This is a genomic window from Algibacter sp. L4_22, assembly GCF_023473045.1.
GTDB lineage: Bacteria > Bacteroidota > Bacteroidia > Flavobacteriales > Flavobacteriaceae > Algibacter.
In genome coordinates, this window is the sequence record NZ_JAMCOK010000005.1 from 377,192 (window position 1) to 398,368 (window position 21,177).

Annotated in this window: 15 protein-coding genes; 8 read left to right on the forward strand and 7 right to left on the reverse strand. The window is 31.2% G+C overall.

From position 1 onward, the window contains the following. Positions 1-54: 54 nt before the first annotated feature. Complete coding sequence (locus tag M4I23_RS15035; protein WP_249754961.1) at positions 55-2,811, forward strand: outer membrane beta-barrel protein; 2,757 nt, start codon at positions 55-57, stop codon at positions 2,809-2,811. Positions 2,812-2,951: 140 nt separating this feature from the next. Then, positions 2,952-4,424, forward strand: coding sequence for an IMP dehydrogenase (gene guaB, locus M4I23_RS15040; protein WP_158851793.1), 1,473 nt, complete (start codon positions 2,952-2,954; stop codon positions 4,422-4,424). Between the two features lie 763 nt (positions 4,425-5,187). On the opposite strand, the gene M4I23_RS15045 is transcribed toward guaB, so the two are convergent. After that, positions 5,188-5,619, reverse strand: coding sequence for a hypothetical protein (locus M4I23_RS15045; RefSeq protein ID WP_249754962.1), 432 nt, complete (start codon positions 5,617-5,619; stop codon positions 5,188-5,190). Between the two features lie 693 nt (positions 5,620-6,312). Between M4I23_RS15045 and M4I23_RS15050 the strand changes: the two genes are divergently transcribed. The 6 genes from M4I23_RS15050 (at position 6,313) to M4I23_RS15075 (ending at position 13,874) form a co-directional block, all read left to right on the forward strand. After that, positions 6,313-7,620 (forward strand): CoF synthetase, encoded by a 1,308-nt coding sequence (locus M4I23_RS15050; protein ID WP_249754963.1) that lies wholly within the window; start codon positions 6,313-6,315, stop codon positions 7,618-7,620. A 3-nt stretch (positions 7,621-7,623) separates the two neighbouring features. After that, a complete protein-coding gene (locus M4I23_RS15055; RefSeq protein ID WP_249754964.1) occupies positions 7,624-8,643 on the forward strand; it encodes an ATP-grasp domain-containing protein in 1,020 nt (339 codons plus the stop codon). Between the two features lie 420 nt (positions 8,644-9,063). After that, positions 9,064-10,473, forward strand: a complete 1,410-nt coding sequence (locus M4I23_RS15060) for an FAD binding domain-containing protein (RefSeq protein WP_249754965.1) — start codon at positions 9,064-9,066, stop codon at positions 10,471-10,473. Further along, a complete protein-coding gene (locus M4I23_RS15065; RefSeq protein WP_249754966.1) occupies positions 10,466-12,793 on the forward strand; it encodes a xanthine dehydrogenase molybdopterin binding subunit in 2,328 nt (775 codons plus the stop codon). Before M4I23_RS15060 ends, M4I23_RS15065 begins: the two co-directional genes overlap by 8 nt. Before the next feature lie 9 nt (positions 12,794-12,802). Further along, the gene (locus M4I23_RS15070) at positions 12,803-13,378 is read left to right on the forward strand and encodes a GNAT family N-acetyltransferase (protein WP_249754967.1); all 576 of its coding nucleotides are present in this window, start codon (positions 12,803-12,805) and stop codon (positions 13,376-13,378) included. Between the two features lie 85 nt (positions 13,379-13,463). Further along, positions 13,464-13,874: a hypothetical protein gene (locus M4I23_RS15075; protein WP_199269851.1), complete on the forward strand. Its 411-nt coding sequence runs from the start codon at positions 13,464-13,466 to the stop codon at positions 13,872-13,874. 23 nt (positions 13,875-13,897) lie between these two features. On the opposite strand, the gene xdhC is transcribed toward M4I23_RS15075, so the two are convergent. From xdhC to M4I23_RS15105, 6 genes are all read right to left on the reverse strand, one after another. Next, positions 13,898-14,668: a xanthine dehydrogenase accessory protein XdhC gene (gene xdhC / locus M4I23_RS15080; protein ID WP_249754968.1), complete on the reverse strand. Its 771-nt coding sequence runs from the start codon at positions 14,666-14,668 to the stop codon at positions 13,898-13,900. Positions 14,669-15,032: 364 nt separating this feature from the next. Beyond that, positions 15,033-15,947 carry a cysteine synthase A gene (cysK, locus tag M4I23_RS15085; protein WP_249754969.1) on the reverse strand — a complete coding sequence of 305 codons (915 nt, stop codon included), beginning with the start codon at positions 15,945-15,947 and terminating at the stop codon, positions 15,033-15,035. A 259-nt stretch (positions 15,948-16,206) separates the two neighbouring features. Next, positions 16,207-17,448, reverse strand: coding sequence for a sodium:proton antiporter (locus M4I23_RS15090; RefSeq protein WP_158848850.1), 1,242 nt, complete (start codon positions 17,446-17,448; stop codon positions 16,207-16,209). Between the two features lie 398 nt (positions 17,449-17,846). After that, positions 17,847-18,269 (reverse strand): T9SS type A sorting domain-containing protein, encoded by a 423-nt coding sequence (locus tag M4I23_RS15095; RefSeq protein ID WP_158848852.1) that lies wholly within the window; start codon positions 18,267-18,269, stop codon positions 17,847-17,849. A 275-nt stretch (positions 18,270-18,544) separates the two neighbouring features. Beyond that, the gene (locus M4I23_RS15100; RefSeq protein ID WP_249754970.1) at positions 18,545-19,027 is read right to left on the reverse strand and encodes a hypothetical protein; all 483 of its coding nucleotides are present in this window, start codon (positions 19,025-19,027) and stop codon (positions 18,545-18,547) included. Positions 19,028-19,513: 486 nt separating this feature from the next. After that, complete coding sequence (locus M4I23_RS15105) at positions 19,514-20,986, reverse strand: potassium/proton antiporter (RefSeq protein WP_249754971.1); 1,473 nt, start codon at positions 20,984-20,986, stop codon at positions 19,514-19,516. Positions 20,987-21,177: the final 191 nt, after the last annotated feature.

Consider the following 21,177-nt stretch of genomic DNA (forward strand, 5'->3'; position numbering starts at 1 on the left):
CTAAACCTTCGAATATTGAGTAAGTCTAAGTTTCACACTAATAAACCAATCAGTTTGAAACATTCATTTCTATTACTTTTTTTAGCTTGTAGTACCTCGCTATTTGCTCAACGTTTTACTTTAGAAGGCCAAGTAAAAGATCCAGACGCCATAACTTTAGAGGGCGCCACAGTTTATGTACAAAGCCTTAAAGACAGTATTACCATGGCTTATGGTATTACTAATAAAACAGGGCAATTCTCAATAAATATTAATGCGGAAGAAGAAACAAAACTTTTATTTAATGTTGCTTATTTGGGTTACCAACCGTATTCTAAAGATATTGATGTGCCTACGGAAAATAAATTTGATATGGGTACCGTTACCTTATCCGATCAAATAGAACAATTAAATGTTATTTCTATTATAGGTAAAGCACCACCAATTGTTATTAAAAAAGATACTATTGAATATAATGCCGATAGTTTTAAAACATTGGCTAATGATCGTGCTGAAGATTTACTAAAAAAACTGCCAGGCGTAGAGTTTGATATAGACGGAAATATTACTGTAAACGGTGTGGCTGTAGAAGCTATTAACGTAGATGGTATGGAGTTTTTTGGTGAGAAAATGGGAGATATTGCTCTTAAAAATTTACCAAGTAACGTAATTAGTAAAGTTCAGGTTACCGATTATAAAACCAATTTACAAAAGTTTACAGGTGAAGAGTCCGACTCGGGAACAAAAGAGATCAACATTAAAATTAAAAAAGGCAAGAATACAGCCTTTTTTGGCGATTTAAATGGAGGAGTAGGGACCGATGATAAGTATCAAGCTAATGCTAATTTGTTTCAAATGATAGATGGTAAACAAATTGGGTTTATCTCCGGAACCAATAATATAAATATGCGTCGTGGTTTTACCGCCTTACCCGATGCCAAATCGAGTACCGGTTATGTCGAATCCGATTTTATAGGTGCTAATTATTCAAAAGGAAAATGGGACGAAACACGCGTTAATGCAAATTACAAATACAGCGCAAGTAATGTAGATAATAGCAGTTTCCGTTTTCGAGATTACTTTTTACCAAACTTAAATTACACGACAGAAACGGTAAGTAACAGCACTACAGATAGTGACAACCATAGTGGCGATTTGGACTTAAAATTTATAATTCCTTCAAAAAACAAATCGTCTAATAAAATACAACTCTCTAACGATCTTAAATTTAATCGTGATACCAGCGATTCTTTTTCACAATCTACAACAGAGTCAAATTCTAAAGATGGAAGTGCTATAAGTGATTATAATGCTAATAGTGAATCTTCTTCAGTAGGGAACAGCATTGATAATGAAATAAGTGCTATTGTAAGAACGGGAAAAGGGCGCGATTTTTTCAATTTTAAATTAAGTACAGATTTTGATAATTCGGATACGGATTCTAAAAATTATTCTGAGAATATATTGTTTCAAAAGGGGACTACGCAAATTCAAGATCAGATTCGAAGTACTGAAAATACAACTTCAAATATTAATTTTAATGGATATTGGTTTAAAGAATTGTTTACTAATTTCAGAATTACACCAAAGTATAGTGCTACTATTTACCATAATAAAAATGAGAAAAACGTTTTTGATTTTAATGAAACCGATAACGATTATACAGATTTTAATGCGCAACAAAGTTTTGATAGTAAATACGTAACTACAACACTAAAGCCTGCATTAAGATTTAGATATGAGTATAAAGATTTTAGATTTGAAGTAGAAGGAGCGTATACCAATACCTTTAGAAAATATACCGATGATTTAATTACTGAAAGAAATTTTAATGCAGAATTCGATTACATAACCTATTCAAGTAGAATTCGTTATCGAGATGAAAAAGGCTATAAAAATATATCTTTAAATTATAATCAAAATGTAGATTTGCCTTCATCAACACAATTACAACCTGTTGCCGATGTGAGTAACCAAACGCATATTTATACTGGTAATCCAGATTTAGAACCAGGTTTAAGTCATAATTTAAGATTCCGTTATCAAAACAATATTGCTTTTAATAACATTACTATTAATGCTGAAACGAAAGCAGTGTTTGTGGAAGATAAAATTATTAACTCGACCATTACAGATGCCGATTTAATTAAGTACACCACTTATGATAACATAAATGGCGATTATTCACTTAGTGGTAATGCCTCTATTTCTAAATCGTATTTCAGTCAAAACACAAATATTAATATGAGTGCTAAGTTTGCGGCATCATACGATAACAATATTTCTATTCAAAATGGGGTTAAATTTTCAGGTAAAAATACAGTTTATAAGCCTTCTGTAGGTTTTAAATATTCTTACAATAATAAATTCGATTTCGGAATTAATTACAGCTACTCTGTAAATGAAACTTTATATGATACGGACGCTTTTAACGATAACGAATATTTTGTTCAAAATTTAAAATTCGACAGCTCTATTTTCTTTTTAAAGAATGTATTCTTCTCTAATAAAGTTGCCTATACTTATAATAGTAGAGTAGGAGACGAATTTGATGGTGATGCTGTATTTTGGAATGCAGGATTGGGTGTGCAACTTTGGGATAATAAGGGAACATTAACCTTGGTAGGGTATGATATTTTGGGGAAAAATAATGGCTATCGTCGTTCGGTTACAGAAACCTACATTCAAGATATAGAAAATAAAATTTTAGAACAATATTTTATGGTAACCTTCTCGTATAAGTTTGGTAGAATTGCGGGACAAAACATGAATGTTAGACCTAGTCGTAGCGGTGGTGGTGGACGTACCGGAGGCGGCGGACGAGGTCGATAAAACAGCCAGTTTTTAGTTTTTGTTTTACAATACGTGCTAAATGTTAATAATTAGATTTATTAAGGATTTCATTTTAATAAATCTAATTTAAACCGAATAAAATGCTTAGATTTGCACGCAATTATAACAGTAATTGCGACATGACTGCACACGAAAATAAAATAGTAGGAGAAGGGCTTACTTACGACGACGTCCTTTTAGTTCCGGCTTTCTCTGAAGTACTTCCAAGAGAGGTAAATATTCAAACAAAATTCACTCGAAACATAACCATTAACGTGCCAATAATTTCGGCAGCAATGGATACCGTTACCGAAAGTAAAATGGCAATTGCTATGGCTCAAGAAGGAGGTATTGGTGTGTTGCACAAAAACATGACTATAGAGGCACAAGCCTTAAAAGTACGTCGTGTAAAACGTGCAGAAAGTGGAATGATTATCGATCCAGTAACTTTACCCTTAACAGCAAAAGTTAGCGATGCCAAACAATACATGTCAGAATATGGTATTGGTGGTATTCCAATTGTTGCAGAAGATGGTACCTTAAAAGGTATTGTAACTAATCGTGATTTACGTTTTGAGCACGAAAATAAAAGAGCTATAACCGAGGTAATGACTAAGGAAAACTTAGTAACTGCTGCTGTTGGAACTTCTTTACAAGATGCCGAAGCTATTCTACAAGAACATAAAATTGAAAAACTTCTAATTGTTGACGATAACTTTAAATTATCGGGATTAATCACTTTTAGAGATATAACAAAACTGAGCCAAAAACCAAATGCAAATAAAGATCAATACGGTCGTTTACGTGTTGCTGCGGCAATTGGTGTTACTGCCGATGCCGTTCAAAGAGCCGAAGCACTTGTTAATGCAGGCGTTGATGCTGTAGTTATTGATACGGCACACGGGCATACAAAAGGTGTCGTTTTGGTATTAAAAGAAATTAAAGCAAAATTTCCAGCACTAGATGTTATTGTAGGTAATATTGCCACTGGCGCAGCCGCTAAATATTTAGTAGAAGCAGGAGCAGATGCCGTAAAAGTTGGTATTGGTCCGGGATCCATTTGTACTACACGCGTAGTTGCAGGTGTTGGGTTTCCACAATTCTCTGCAGTATTAGAAGTTGCAGCAGCTATTAAAGGTAGTGGTGTTCCAGTAATTGCTGATGGTGGAATTCGCTACACAGGCGATATACCAAAAGCCATTGCAGCAGGAGCCGATACCGTAATGTTAGGTTCGCTTTTAGCAGGAACCAAAGAATCTCCTGGAGAAACCATTATATACGAAGGACGTAAGTTTAAGTCTTACCGTGGTATGGGATCTGTAGAGGCTATGAAGGAAGGAAGTAAAGATCGCTACTTTCAAGATGTGGAAGATGATATTAAAAAGCTTGTACCAGAAGGTATTGTTGGGCGTGTACCATACAAAGGCGATTTATTCGAAAGCATTCACCAATTTATCGGTGGTTTACGTGCCGGAATGGGATACTGTGGAGCCAAAGATGTAGAAACATTAAAAGAAACTGGACAGTTCGTAAAAATCACTGCAAGTGGAATTAACGAAAGTCATCCGCATGATGTAACCATTACCAAAGAATCTCCAAACTATTCAAGGTAGTTAGTTTGTAACTCATATAATATGAAAGTTCAACTGAAAGGTTGAACTTTTTTTTTGTCATTTATTTTGGGTGTTACCCGAAAAGGGTCGGGCTTTCCGCTATATCTTTTTTTTGGTGGGCTTGTTTAAACAATTTATACTCAAAAAATTAAGGCTTGTTTTCTTTATAGTTTTTTAGCCCGAAATAAAAAAAGGATGCCGCATCAATCCCTAACGCGGGCAGGTTTGTGAGGTGATTTTTTAGGGGGAATCATTCGAAACGTCGGCAATTATTCTTATAAGTTGTTCGTATTTCGTTTCTACTATTTCAGATTATTTCAATCTAAATCAAGATATTCCATAATAGAGTTAGCGTAGATTTTAGGAATTATTTTTTAACAAATTTTTAAAATACTTTAGAGCTCGACTGGTTTTATTGGGTAAAATATGTTTTAGTATTTTTTACCAAAAATTATTGATAGTAATCGCAAAGGCAAGATGTAAAATAAGAGTTGTAAATATTCCGAAGAGTATATATTATGGAATAAAAAAATGATCACCACAATAAGAGAATAAATTAAAGCACCATAAATTAATTTTAACCAAAAGAAAAGTTTTAATTCTCTTAAGTTGCAATCTTATATTAAAGAAGTCAAACATACTGTTCTATTACTATTTCTGGTGCACGCTAAGTTTTAGCGATAGGTAGAAGTCATTATTTTTATCGACTTCTAGCTATCACAAAACAAAACAGTAAATGTTTTAAGAATTGTTGGTGAAAGTTTTAGTTTCTTGTCATGTTCGACCAAGAAAATCCTCCGCAGCCATTCTCTAAATCACTTGAATCTGAAGGTTCTTCCGTGCTTTCAATTTCCAATTGAGATTCAGCATCATAAAATGATTGACAATAATTAAAAGTATCTGCTGTTATATTTGTGAATACAAATTTGCTATATAAATTTGGGTTATAAGTATTATCGGCATCGTTTTGACAAATCACATAATTATCACCTACAGCCACGATAGTATAAGTACTATAAGGCGATTCTATAGTTTCATCAGTAAAGATATAAACTTCGTCATAATTAGATGTCCAAGTTCCTGATATTTCACTAATTAAGTCACTATTATCTCCATTATCATCATCCGAGTCACAAGAGGTTACTAGTGAGAAACTCAATAGCATTGTTAAATAAATTAATTTTTTTAGTTTCATTTTTTTTGTAATATTAAATTGATTTATAGTTATTTAAATATGTAATGGGCCAAGTTATCAATTTTATATAATATAGACAAGAAGTACTTTTATTTCATTTACTTGATACGTATTCAGAGATAAAATATATATTGGTTTTCTTTAAAAAAAAAGGAGGGAATTGAAGTCCCTATTTTCCAATCCCATAAATTAATATTATCAATAAATTTTTTTTATCTTTTATCAAGAGTTTTTATATTAAAATATTCCATAGCCATAATTTGTAATAAACTTGAAATAAGAGTTTTGTATAGAGAAATCTACTGTTTTCTTTATTGAGTCAATATCAGTGAAAATGCTTTATCCAATAATGTTAAAGTTAGAATACGTTTTTTTAAATTCCCACTAATTTTGGGGTATAAAATTGCTTTAATATTTTATATCGTGGATTAAATGATTTTTTATTTTCATAGGTGTAATTAATTATTGGTTTTGGAGACTAAAGTAATATTGTTTAAATTTTTTGTATCGTAGGTTAAATAAACTTATTTAATATTTTAAGAGAGACAAACATGCTTTTTATTATAATAAAAGCTTGAGATAGAGGTGTAATTAGGAATATTATATTTTAGTTTTTTATTCGATATAATGTTTTTAATGATTAGTTAACAGGTAGTTATATTAAGAGAGTTAATCTAATTAACCATAAAATTTATGAACATACTAAATAAGCTTAGAAATGTTGCTTTTTGGACAATAGATTCAATGAAAGGTGGTGGTGTAAAAAAAGATTTTAAAGACCTTGAGCAAATATTTAGTAATTCCTCTTTTTCATCATTACAAAAACATCAAGAACCTATCTTAGATAAATTGTTGCAAATGGCCGTATATAACTCTGATTATTACTCGAGCTATAAAAACTTTAAAAGTCTAAAAGATTTCCCTGTGGTTAATAAATTAATTATAAAAGATAATTTTAATAAAATGACCTTTTATGATGAAGATAAAGCGTTTATACCTGTTAAAACTAGTGGGTCTACTGGAGCTCCATTTAAAATTTATCAAACTAAAAGAAAAAAAATAAGAAATACTGCAGATACCCTATATTTTGCAAAACTAGCAGGTTTTACGCTTGGTGAAAAACTATTATACTTAAGGCTATGGGCAGCATATTATAAAAAATCAAAAATTATATCATGGTTTCAAAACACAGAGCAATTAGATGTTAGTGACTTAAATGATAACTATACAAAAACCTTACTTGATAGGTTACAAAAGGATAAATTTGTTAAAGGGTGGATTGGGTACCCGTCTGGTTTTGAGGTTATTTGTAATTATCTTGATAGAGTTAATGCCAAACCGTTAGAATGTAATATTAAATCTATTATTGCTATTGCGGAAGGGCTTAGTCCTGAAATAAAATCTAAAATGGAATATTATTTTAAGACAACAACCGTATCTAGATATTCTAACGTTGAAAATGGAATTATAGCACAGCAAATGCCAGATGATGATTGTTTTAGAATAAATTGGGGAAGTTATATTGTCGAAATTTTAGATTTAGAAAAAGATATTCCCGTTAAAGATGGAGAAATTGGCCGTATTATAGTTACAGATCTCTATAATTTAGCAACACCAATGATTCGTTATGATACTGGTGATATTGGTGCCTTTGAGAATAATACAAATACTCCAAATAGCATCCCGAAACTAAAGAGTATTCAAGGTAGAAAAATGGACGCTTTATACAAAACAAATGGAGATATGCTAAATCCTTTTACCATGCACGCCTATGTTTACGATTTTCCTGAAATAAAACAATTACAATTTATACAGCACGAGGAGAAAAAATATGAAATAAAAGTTAATACCGATGTAAAGTTTGTAAACGAAGCGGCATTAACAGATAAGTTTAGGAACGATATAGGAAAAGATGCACTTATTGAAATAAGTTATGTAAATGAAATTCCTAGCCTTAAATCTGGAAAAAGAAAAATATCAATCAATCTGTGTAAAAAATAATAAATGGAGCGAATAAATATATTATTTACATGTGCAGGGAGAAGAAATTACCTTATTAATTATTTTAAGGAAGCCTTACAAGGAAACGGAATTGTTATTGCTACAGATATGCAAGCAAATGCACCTGCTTTAGTGGATGCGGATATATCTGTAACTGTTCCTAGTATATTTTCAGATAACTACATCTCTTCATTAAAAAATATATGTATTGCCCACAAAGTAGATGCCATTATATCCTTAAACGATTTAGAGTTGCCTATTTTATCTAAACATAAGAATGAGTTTAAAAAGATAGGAACTAAAATTATAATATCTGATGAATTAGTTATCGATATTGCTTTTGATAAATGGAAAACGTATCAATTTTTAACTTCAAATAAGTTATTATCACCTAAGACATATATTGACCTAAGCGAAACTCTTAAAGACTTAGAAGCGAATAAAATAAATTTCCCTTTAGTTTTAAAGCCAAGATGGGGAAGCGCATCTATAGGTGTTGACGTTGTCGAAAATAAAGAAGAACTTATGCTTTCTTATAAATTACTAGAAATTAAACTTTCTCGATCGATATTAAATAGCGCAAGTTTTGTAGATATTAATAGCGCTATTTTAATTCAAGAAAAAGTAGGAGGAAAGGAGTTTGGAATGGATATTTTGAATGATTTTGATGGAAATTATTATGGTTCTTTTATAAGAGAAAAGCTTTCAATGAGATGTGGAGAAACCGATAAAGCCAAATCTATAATAAGCACTGAAATTAGTAAAATTGGTGAAGTTGTTTCAGAAAATTTACGACATATTGGCACCTTGGATTGTGATGTTTTTGTTGACGGTAATAAAATTTATGTTTTAGAGTTTAATCCTAGGTTTGGCGGTGGTTATCCATTCTCTCATGAGGCAGGTATAAATACTGCAGCAATATATGTGGAATGGATTAAAGGAGGTAATAATATTGATAAGTTTAATAATTATAGAGATAATATAGTGTTTTCTAAGTGTGATAGATTAATAAGTGTTTCTTAATAAAACTTGTTCTTCTATTGATTTTTTGTTTATGAAGCTTAATCTTTCAAGGTTTCATGTTTATATGAATTTGTTATGTTATTTTGAAACAATATATCTAGATTAATAAATAGCACAAAACGACTAAAATAAGTTATTGCTTAATGTATTCAATTTCTAATCTTTTTTGATAAAATTTGTTATTCCTAAAAAAATATTAACTCTCAGTTTTTCTTGCTTTCCCAAGGTATAATACCAAATTTCAACTTTGATATCTTTCACTTTAAAAAATAGTATCTTAGCTTTATAGATGAAATAAAAAGAATTAATCAATGACTACTAAAAATAATAATGAGCAATTTAGCAGACAGTAAACTTAGATTAAGTGGAGTGTCCTAGATTTTCTTTGGTAGGTATTGATAATCAGTATAAAAATATAATATGATAACCTTCATACTAAATAACAAAACCATTAAAACATCGGAACATTCCGGAATGACCTTATTGGATTTTGTGCGTTATCAACAGCGTCTCACAGGAACCAAAATTGGTTGTCGTGAAGGTGATTGTGGTGCTTGCACTCTTTTAGTTGGAACGTTAACAAACAATACAATAACATACCAAAGTATTACGTCATGTATTTCTCCATTAGGAAATGCTCACGGCAAACATATTGTAACAGTTGAAGGTACTAATCTTAAAAATAAATTAACCACAGCTCAAGAAGCCATGAAAGCAAATTACGCCACACAATGCGGATTTTGTACACCTGGTTTTGTGGTTTCTTTAACTGGTTTTGCTTTGTCAAATTCTGAAAACAATTGCAGTAATGCAATAGATGCCATTAGCGGAAATATTTGTAGATGTACAGGCTATAAATCGATTGAAAAAGCCGCACATCAAGTAGTTAAAAAACTAGAGGGTAAAGAAAAAAAATCTTTTAAATGGCTTATTGAAAATGAATTTATTCCTGAATATTTTGAAAGTATTCCACAGCGTTTAAAAGATATCGAGGCTAAAGATTTAAATCAACCAAAAGGAAAATATGTTTCTGGGGGAACGGATTTATATGTGCAACAAGCGGATCATTTAGCAGATAAGGCTATTCACCTTATTGCCGAAAAAGACTATTTAAAAGGTGTTATTATTGATAATGGTATTTGCACAATTGGTGTAAATACTACCGTTTCCGATTTATGGAATCATAAAGCATTAAACACCAGTTTGCCAAACTTAAAAAAGCATTTGAAATTGGTGTCTTCAGAACAAATTAGAAATATGGCTTCCTTAGGTGGGAATTTAGTTAATGCATCTCCAATTGGTGACATGACTATTTTCTTTTTGGCTCTTAATAGTAATATTACTATTCTAGATTCTGAAGAAAAAGAACGTACAATCCGACTTAAAAACTTCTATCAAGGTTATAAAACATATGATTTAAAAGATAACGAACTGCTTAAAACTATTAGCTTTAAGTTACCAGCAAAACATTCTTTTTTTAATTTTGAAAAAGTCTGCAAACGAACGCATTTAGATATTGCGAGTGTTAATTCTGCAATACATCTTTCAGTAGAAAATGAAAAAATTAAGGAAGCACACATATCTATTGGTGGCGTTGCTGCTATCCCGAAGTATTTAAATGGCACTTCTGCTTTCTTAACAGGGAAATCATTAACATCGGAAACGATATTAGAAGCTAATGAAATACTTCAAAAAGAGATCGCTCCTATTAGTGATGTTCGTGGCACAACAGACTACAAACGTTTACTAGCGAGACAATTATTTTTTGCGCATTTCACAGAGTTATTTCCAAGTAATTTCACTTTAAACGATTTTGTTCAGCATGCATAAAAATAAAGAAAATAAAATCTTAGAGTCTAAATTAAATAAAGTTTCAATCGCTTTAAAACAGAGCATTAAAAACTTAGATTCTTATACACATGTCCGTGGTGAATCGCTATATGTAGATGATATAAATATAAGGCAAGGTACCTTTCATGGCGTTGTTTTTGACTCACCAAAAGCTCACGGAAAAATAAAAAGTATTGATTATTCTAAAGCGGAAGCTTTGGAAGGTGTAGAACGAATTTTTACATATAAAGATATTCCTGGAAAAAATGAAATTGGAGGTATAATCGCTGATGAACCGTTATTCGCTGAAGATGAAGTCCATTTCTGGGGAATGCCAATCGCATTAATTGTTGCAGAATCAGAGTTTATTGCAAGAAAAGCAAGAGGTTTAATCGAAATTAACATTGAAGATTTACCAGTAATTACCACAGCAAAAGAAGCAAAAGCAAAAGGTAGTTTTATTAATGCTCCAAGATTTTTTAGTTTAGGAGATACTGAAAAAGCATTTCAGGAATGCGAATATGTTTTTGAAGGCGAAACGTTTTCAAACGGTCAGGAACATTTATATATCGAAGCACAGGGCGCTTACGCGGAGCCTTTAGAAAATGGTAATATAAAAATAACATCGTCTACGCAAGGACCAACTTCTGTACAGAAAACAATTGCGCAAGTTTTGGGAGTTGCGATGCATAAAATTGAAGTAGACGTAACGCGTCTTGGTGGTGGTTTTGGAGGTAAAGAAGACCAAGCAACACCATGGGCTGTAATGGCTGCTTTAGCAACGTATCATTTAAGCCAATCTGTAAAATTGATATTGAATCGTCATGACGATTTACGCATGACGGGAAAACGTCATCCTTATGAAAGCACGTATAAAATCGGACTTTCAAAAGGCTTAAAAATTCTAGCCTACCAAACGGAATTTTTACAAAATTCTGGAGCAGCAGCAGATTTATCTCCTGCAATTGCAGAACGTACATTATTTCATGCTACCAATAGTTATTATGTGCCAAATGTGACCACAAAAGTATTGAGTTGTAAAACTAATTTACCTCCAAACACAGCGTTTCGTGGTTTTGGTGGACCACAAGGTATGTTTGTTATTGAGTCTGCTATTGCAAAAGCAGCACATGAAATTGGTGTGAGCGCAAAACAAATTCAAGAAATTAATTTATTAGATGAAGATGATACCTTTTCTTATGGACAAATTGCTGAAAAAGTAGAAGCAAAAAACACATGGAATTCTGCTAAAAATATATTTAGTAGTGATGCTTTAGAACAAGAGGTTGCAGAATTCAACAGAAACAATAGGTCATTCAAAAAAGGCTTATCGTTTATGCCAATTACTTTTGGTATTTCTTTTACCAATACACCAATGAATCACGCTCGTGCTTTGGTTCATATTTATTTAGATGGAAGCATAGGTATTAGTACTGCTGCTGTAGAAATGGGTCAAGGTGTCAACACCAAAATGATGCAAATTGCTGCGGATGTATTTTCCGTTTCTATTGAAAAAATAAAGATTGAAACCACTAATACAACTAGAGTTGCAAATACCTCACCTTCTGCCGCGAGTTCTACTGCAGATTTAAACGGAAAAGCAACTTTAATGGCTTGTAATTCACTTTTAGAACGATTGAAAATAGTAGTTTCCGAAGATTTAGATGTTTCCGAAGAAGATAATATTACTTTAAAAGAGGAAGTTGTTTTTGTTAATGGACAGAAATCTGAATTATCATGGACTGAGCTCATCAGTAGTGCCATGATAAAACGTGTGGCCTTAACGGAAAATGCACATTATGCAACACCAGAAATTCACTTTGATAAAACAAAAGAAAAAGGACATCCTTTTGCCTATCATGTTTATGGAACAGCTATTACTACGGTAACTATAGATTGTACTCGTGGCACTTACGAATTTGATTCGGTTAAAATTGTTCACGATTACGGAAAAAGCATGAGTGAAGGTATTGATTTAGGCCAGGTAGAAGGTGCATTAATACAAGGTATTGGCTGGATGACTATGGAAGAAATCGCATACAATGAAGATGGTAAACTATTGTCTAATGCGTTATCGACTTATAAAATTCCGGATATCTTTTCTGTACCAAAAACAGTAGAAGTTATTCCTGTTGAAACTGAAGGAAATGACATGGCCATTTTAAAATCTAAAGCAGTTGGAGAGCCACCTTTAATGTATGGAATTGGCGCTTATTTTGCACTTCAAAATGCTATAAAAGCTTTTAATCCAAATTACGATTTACAATTTCACGCACCAATGACACCAGAGAAAGTGTTAATGAGTTTATATAAAAATTAAAACGTTTAGATGAGTATAGAAACAAAAATCAATACACGTATTTTTGAAACATTTCCTAAATTAGAAAGCGAAAGACTATGTTTTAGAGCCTATAAAAAAAGTGATGCAGAAACTCTTTTAAATATTAGAAGCCACAAAGCGGTTTCTAAGTATATGGATACCACAATCCCAAAACATACTGATGATACAGAAAAGAGAATTGAAGGGTATCATAAAGCATTCAAGAATACCAAAGGAATTACTTGGGCTATTATAGAAAAAAGTAGCAACACACTTATTGGTGATTTCGGAATTTCGCATATTGATAAACAAAATTCAAGAGGTGAAATTGGTTATATTTTACATCCAGATTCTTGGGGGAAAGGCTATATGACTGAAACTTTAAATATATTAATAGGTTTTGGGTTTAAAAATTTAAACCTTCATAGTTTTTCAGCAAACGTTAATCTTGAAAATGAAAACTCTAAAGCGCTTTTACTTAAATTTGGATTTAGATTAGAAGCTGTTTTTAGAGAAAACTTTTATTATGATGGTCAATTTTTGGATAGCGAAATTTATTGCTTAATACAATCAGATTTAAACTAAACGCCTTATCGCACTACATTATAAAAAGCAGAATATCCTTAAAGGAGCACTTATTTATAGCGCCGGAGATTCTATTGCAGCATTATTGTTAGATGAATTTTCTTGGTATCGTATATTAGGAATGATGATGATTGGCGCAACATTTTATGCTTTTGAAATCCCAAACTATTTTGATTGGATTGTAAAAAAGACGCAGTTTTTAAAAGGTATTAAAGCAACAGTAACCAAAACTGTTTTGGCTATCGCATATTTTAACCCGTTATGGATTGCTAGACACTTATTATTTATTAAGTTGTTTTCTGGCCAGTTTGAAACGATTGGTTTTAATCTTTTAGAGATTGCCTTTTGGTCATTTTTGGTTAATATTCCTATATCTTTTACAGCAAATTATATTATTCAAAATAGATTTAAACTGAAATGGCGTTTTATGGGATCTGCTATTTTCTCAGCTATTATGGCGATTTATTATGCTTTAAGTGAGACTTTGTTTAGTTAATATTAATAGATAGCACGATCTTTTTACATTTTATAATGTACTTGTAGTAACTGTGCAACAACACTAATAGCTATTTCTTTAGGCGTATTTCCTCCTATTTCTAAACCTATAGGGCAAACTACATTGCTCATGCCTGCTTCAATATTCATTTCATTAATGAGCATATTATTAAAACGAACTTTCTTGGTTTTGCTACCTATTAATCCTAGAAATTTGGTTTCGTTCTGTAAAGCCATTGTTATAATATCAAAATCGATATTATGATTATGAGTTAGAACCAAAACATAACAATTATCCCCCCATTTAATGGCATCTTTAAAGGTTTTAAAATTAGTTTCATTGGTTTGATGTATGGTAGTGCTTTCATCTAATTCTATGTTAGAAAACCAATTATCGCGAGAATCTAAAAGATTTACCTTAAAAGGTGTATCGACTAACAGCTTAGATATTTCTATACCAATATGCCCTGCTCCGAATAAAAATAATTCTGGTGATAGATTCATGGGTTCAATAATAAGTTCTACTTTTCCTCCACAGCATTGTTCAAATTCTGGACCTAAAGTATAAAAGGATTCGATAATTCTGTTTTCCTTTAAAGCAATAATAGCTTCATCTATTATGTTAAATTCTAGTTTTCCGCCTCCTATGGTTCCGTGAATTTCTTTATTTTTAGTGACTAGCATTCGAGAGCCAATTGTGCACGGAGTAGAGCCTAAACATTTGGTAACAGTTATTAAAGCAACTGGTGTTTGCTTTTGTTTAAACTTAGCTAAAAGGTTAATCCAATTTTGCATAAAATTATTTAATCTCTAACTTTTGAAAGATAATTTATTTATAAACCAATCGGTTATCATTTATTTTTGGAATTAAACGAAATTATCAAAAAAAATCAAGACCAAATGTGTTCTTGATAAAATAATGAGCTTAATGATAGCTTTGATTGAATTAGTCGTTATCTTCTTGAAGATTGACATAATTATGAATTGAAAAAAGGGCTTTTTAAATTATTTGTTACTTTTAGTGAAGTTATTGAATAGCTGCACCATAATAATTGGTTTATTAAAAAAAGAAAGCTTTATGAAACATGTTTCATAAAGCTTTCTTTTTTTATGATTATAAGTTAAGTCTTATAACTCAAAATCTAGTATTAAACTAAAATTACTCTTTAAAAAGGCCATCAATAGAAAGGTAGCGTTCTCCGGTATCATAATTCATAGTTAATATCGTTTTTTCACCATCTATAGTTTCTAACTGTTTTCTAACAGCGGCCAAAGATGCTCCTGTAGAAATACCAACTAAAATCCCTTCGGTTTTTGCGATATTTTGAACTTCGGTAAATGCTTCTTCTTTTGTAACTTTAATGGCTCCATCAATTGAGTCGGTGTTGAATACTTCGGGGAAAAAACCTGGTCCGATACCTTGTAAAGCGTGTGGCCCTGGTTCTCCTCCGGAAATTATTGGAGAATCATTTGGTTCTACAGCAAACACTTTTAAATTCGAGAATTTTTCCTTTAAAACTTCAGACATACCGGTGATATGACCACCTGTACCAACACCTGTAATTAAATAATCTATGCCTTCAGGAAAATCGGCTGCGATTTCTAATGCAGTTGTTTTTCTATGTATCTCTGGGTTGGCTTGGTTTGTAAATTGCGACGGCATCCACGCATTTTTATTGTTTTCAACTAATTCTGTAGCTTTTGCAATAGTACCTTTTAATCCTAATTCTTTAGGAGTTAGTACAAGATTAGCTCCGTAAGCTGCCATTAGAGCTCTGCGCTCTACAGACATAGATTCTGGCATAACTAGCGTGAGTTTATAATTTTTAACTGCTGCCACCATGGCTAAGCCAATACCTGTGTTTCCAGATGTAGGCTCAATAATTTCGGTATCTTTAGTTAAAATATTTCTTTTTTCCGCATCCTCAATCATCGATAATGCAATTCTGTCTTTTATACTTCCTCCTGGATTAGATTTTTCAAGTTTCATCCAAACATTTGCATTTGGAAATAATTTACTCAATTTAACTACTGGAGTGTTACCAATACCTTCTAAAATATTATTGATTTTCATATTGTTTAAATCTTTTATGTTTAATGGTTTTTAATGGAGTATAACGCAAAAAATTGTGAGTTTTAAAACCGCAATTTTCAGGTGTATAAAATTAATGAATTTTATGTAGTAATTATTATATATCGGCTATTTCTTAATAGCCTTTTCCTATTCTAAAATTTATTTATTCATCTTAAAAACTATAAGCAAAAAGAGGTGCTTAAGTCTAGTTTAAATGAAATTATTTAAGTTAAAAGAATTATTTAGTTTTGGATAAAAGTTATTTGACAGCTAATTTTTTAATCAGCTTACCAACCGTCATTCCTTGGAATAATATTGAAAAGACAACGACTACATAGGTAATTACTAAAAACAAATCACGTTCCATAACTTGAGTAAGACCTAAAGCTAGTGCAATAGAAATTCCGCCACGCAACCCTCCCCAAGTCATAATTAAATTAGTTTTTGGTACAAAGTCTAATTTCCTCTCAAAGAATTTTATAGGTATTAATAATGAAATATATCTGCACAATAAGATTAAAGGTATTGCTATTAAGCCAGCAATTAAATATTCCATTTTAAAAGTTAACACAAGCATTTCCATTCCTATCAAAACGAATAGGATGGTATTTAAAAGAATATCGATTAGCTCCCAAAACTTATCCACATAGATTTCGGTGGTTTCAGACATAGCATTATCTCTTACAGTATCATTACCTACCACTAACCCTGCTGTAACCATTGCTAAAGGTGCCGAAATATGTAGTTTTTGTGCTAAAACTGTTCCTGCCATTACTGCTGCTAATGTGATAATAACTTCAATATCATAATCGTCTATAGATTTCATTAATCTATAAGTAATCCATCCTAAAATTAAACCTAAAGCGATGCCGCCAATAACTTCTAATCCAAATAATTCTATAACCTCTAAAGTAGTAACATTTTCAATTCCTAAGTTCGCTATTTTATAAATGGTTAAAAATATTACAACACCAACACCATCGTTAAATAAAGATTCTCCTACTATCTTGGTTTCTAGCATTTTTGGTGCTCCAGCTTTTTTTAATATTCCAAGAACAGCAATAGGATCTGTAGGTGATATTAAGGCTCCAAATAATAAGCAGTACACAAAATCTACATGTAATCCAACAATTGGCAATGCATAAAACATCATTAAACCAACCAAAAATGTTGAGATTAAAACACCAAATGTCGCAAATGCTAAAACTGGCCAACGTTGTATTTTAAGCTGTTCAAAATTAGTGTGCAAGGCTCCAGCAAAAAGTAAAAAGCTCAACATTACATCTAATAGCACGGACTTAAAATCGATTTGTGTAATTATAAAGAGTTCTGCATTTAACAGGGTATCGTCAAAATAGCTTAGTGCAAACACAGCAAGTGTAAATACAATGGTGATTAACATTAAGCCAATAGTGTTAGGCATTTTTAAAAAACGCACGTTTATATAACCAAAAATGGCAGATATAAGTACTAGTACAGAAACAATTACAAAATAATCCATAGGAAAATAAATTTATTGCTAAATTAAAAATTTATATCTTTTAACTATCATTAATTTCATATTATGAAAAACTATAATAGTTATTTTTAAGATCTAAAGTTTGAGGACGAATACTAACCGTAATTAAATATTTTGGCTATAACAATTTGTATTATAATACAGAATGTTTACTCGTTTTTATAACTTAGAGTAAAATATAGTGCAATCTATAGTCATTAGAATAATAATTAGTATTATGCCAGCTATTGAAGATACTCGTGTATTTTAAATGGGATTATTTTAGATGAAAAAAAACATTTTTTTCTTTAGCTTATATTGGCTTTATATTTAGTAGAATACGTTTTCACATTAGGCTATAACAAATTATTAGCCTATTTTAAAATCGGATATATTATTACTTATTCTTTTAAAAACTTTTTAGAAGAAACGTTATTAATTTTCAATAAGTACAAGCCATTTTTTAGGTTTTGAATATTAATGGTTTCATTTTCTGCAATGAGACCTTTTGCTACTTGCTTTCCTAAAATATTATAAATGCGATATTGTTCAATTTTATTTAATCCTGAGATTTGAATAAAGTGAGTTGAAGGGTTTGGAGATATATTTATACCTTTTTTAGCAGTTAAATTATTTTGAAGAGAAAGAGCAGAAGAGTTAGATTCTGAAATATTATCGGCTTTATGGCCTTCAGTAGTTCCGTCTTTCTTTTTAAGCAAAACGCTAGATGAACTTTCCTGTCCAGTTACAACGTTGGATGTTTGTGCGTCTAGATTGAGGAAATTAAAGAATATAATAATCGTTAAAATGTAAATTTGCCTCATAAAATAAAATTTGTGTAGTATAATTTAAGCAAATTTATTGAATTTTTGCGAAATAGACCTTTGGTTTTATAAAAATAAGTTTTTTTAACGGTATTATTTACCGTTTACCTGTTTTTTAGAAGTGCTTTAATCTGTTTTTGTAAGAAATTAATCTGTATGTTCTTCTTGTTTTGTTATACTACATAAGTTTATGCATGAGCATTAGCGGATTTTAGAAATTAATTTTTATCATTAATTCATCCGCTATTGCTTACACATATTTTTGGTTAATACTTTTATTCTTTAACCTTCAACAAATTATTAATTATTTTATTCCATTTGTCTATCGATTGTAATTCTTCGCCAAGTTGATAACTTACTTCAGCATTATAAAACTCTAGCATAATATCTGGTTTGGTTTTATCAATAAAGCTAAGTTTTAAGTAGAGTTCATCAATTTGTTTTCCACTTTTACCTCTTGATTTACTAATGTTAACTATTTTACAACGACTAATAGTAGAGAGGTTAATAAATTGCTCCTTAACCGCCTCTTCATCTTTAGATATAAAGGATATGGAGTTATTAAATTCATCTATGCCAATGGCATAATAGCTGTAAATATCATGTTGGGTTATTTCGCAGTTATGTTGTTTAGCTAAATCTTTAAGCGCAATTAATTGGTTTTTTACTATTTTTTTTCTACTTCTGTTTGTTAATACAAATGGCATTGCACATATTGCAACGCATATAATTCCTATAAGGGTTGTTCCTAATTCCATTTTATAAATTTTAAAAATTTGATATACTAATTTCTGTATGAAACGGTAACCCGCAACATATCAATAACTTAATTTTAACTACGCATGGCGTAGTTTCTAATTAAAAAGGATTACCAAAAATTATGGAAAGGAAAGATTAGATCAGACTTTCTGTGCCTAATCAGTATGGTTTTTAAGAGATCTTTAGATTGTTTAAACTTGGCATTAAATAGTAAATCGTTAGAGCAAATAAGCGCCCAAAAACTGAAATAAGGTAGTTTAAAATTAGGAAAAGAATAGTTAGCTAAATCAGAAAATAAATTTTCAAATTGTTGCGTATGGGCATAGAGAACCTTCGTGCTAGTTGTTAAACGTTCTTTTTTATTATTACTTTGTTCAATTGTCTGTGTGTTAGAACTCGGTAATGTGTTTGTCGGAACATAAATGCCAAAACAATAAACGGCAACGAGGAGAAGAACTTTTAATATGTTATTCCAATTTTTCATTCTAAGCTATTGACGTTTTAGAAAGTATTTCATTAACTTCTTTTAAACTATCTTCATTGTCTAACAAAAGAACCAATGTATCGTTGGCCTCAATTATTGTAGCACCTCCTGGGCGTACAAATTTTTTATTTCGCTTAATCATTACGATAAAAGCCGAACGTGGAAAATGTAAGTCTATAATTCGTTTTTTAACAGCATAACTTCCTGGTGCTATTGTTATTTCTTCCATTTCCGATTTTGGTAAATTCAGAATATACCTATCATTTTCAGCAATAGGTTTAACCTCTTCTGGTAATGCAACATTTAGCCATTTAGCAATAATAGATAAGGTTGTACCTTGGATTAAAATGGATGTTACCGAAATAAAGAATACAATATTAAAAATCATATTTGCTTTGTCAATACCTGCTAAAAGCGGATAGGTTGCAAATACAATAGGAGCTGCACCACGCAAGCCAACCCATGAAATATAAAAGCGTCTTCTAAGTTTCATTTTAAAAAATATTAAACTTATAAATACACCTATTGGTCGCGCCACGAGAATTAGGAATACAGAAATAAGTAGACCAATACCCATATAAGGGATAATTTGCGAAGGAAAAACAAGTAAACCTAAAGTTAGGAATAGTACAATTTGCATGAGCCATGCAATACCATCGAACATTTTTAAAATGGTAGATTTATGTATTAAATCTTGATTGCCTAAATAAACGGAGCAAATGTAAATGGCAAGGAATCCATTTCCTCCAAAAAGATCTGTTGCCGAAAAAGTTATAAACATTAAAGCTATAACTAGAACGGGGTAAAGGCCTTCGAACCCAAGTTTAATTTTATTAATAATTACTTTGCTCAACTTTCCGAAAACGAAACCAGCTACGGCTCCTAAAATCATTTGTTGCAAAAACATTAAAATAATTCTCGTAATACTTTGGTCTTGATTAATAACTAATGTTAAAAAAGTAAGTGTTAGCACATAAGCCATAGGGTCGTTACTTCCGCTTTCTAACTCCAAAGTAGGTCTTAGATTGGTTTTTAAGGCTAGGTTTTTTGAGCGTAAAATAGAAAACACAGCAGCTGCATCTGTAGACGAAACAATGGAACCTAAAAGCATACTTTCAAAGATGGTAAAGTCTGTAACAAACCAAACAAATGTACCTAAAGAAACTGCTGTAAGTAAAACACCAAGGGTAGATAAAACGAGACCTTCTTTTAGAATGGGTTTTACGGCTTTCCAGTTAGTATCGAGACCACCAGAAAACAAAATAAAGTTAAGTGAAACGATACCGACGAACTGAGCCATTTTAGAATCGTCAAAACGTATACCTCCAATACCATCAGAACCTGCAAGCATTCCAATAGTTAAAAAAAGTATTAAAGTTGGAACTCCAAATTTATAAGAGGTTTTACCCACAATAATACTTATAAAAAGTAATAGAGAGCCAACTAATAGTATGTTTTCAATGGTTAGATTCATTATTTTTATGTCTTAATAAGACGTGACAAAATTAGTTTTTTATTAATAAAAACAACGAAATATTTTATTTGTTTTAACAAAAAATATTATAGCTATTACTGTTGTTTATTAGTTGTTTATAATGGAGTATTTATTAGTAAATAAATTGAATTCGTACAGTTAATAGGTGAGACTTATTAGTCGATGTATTT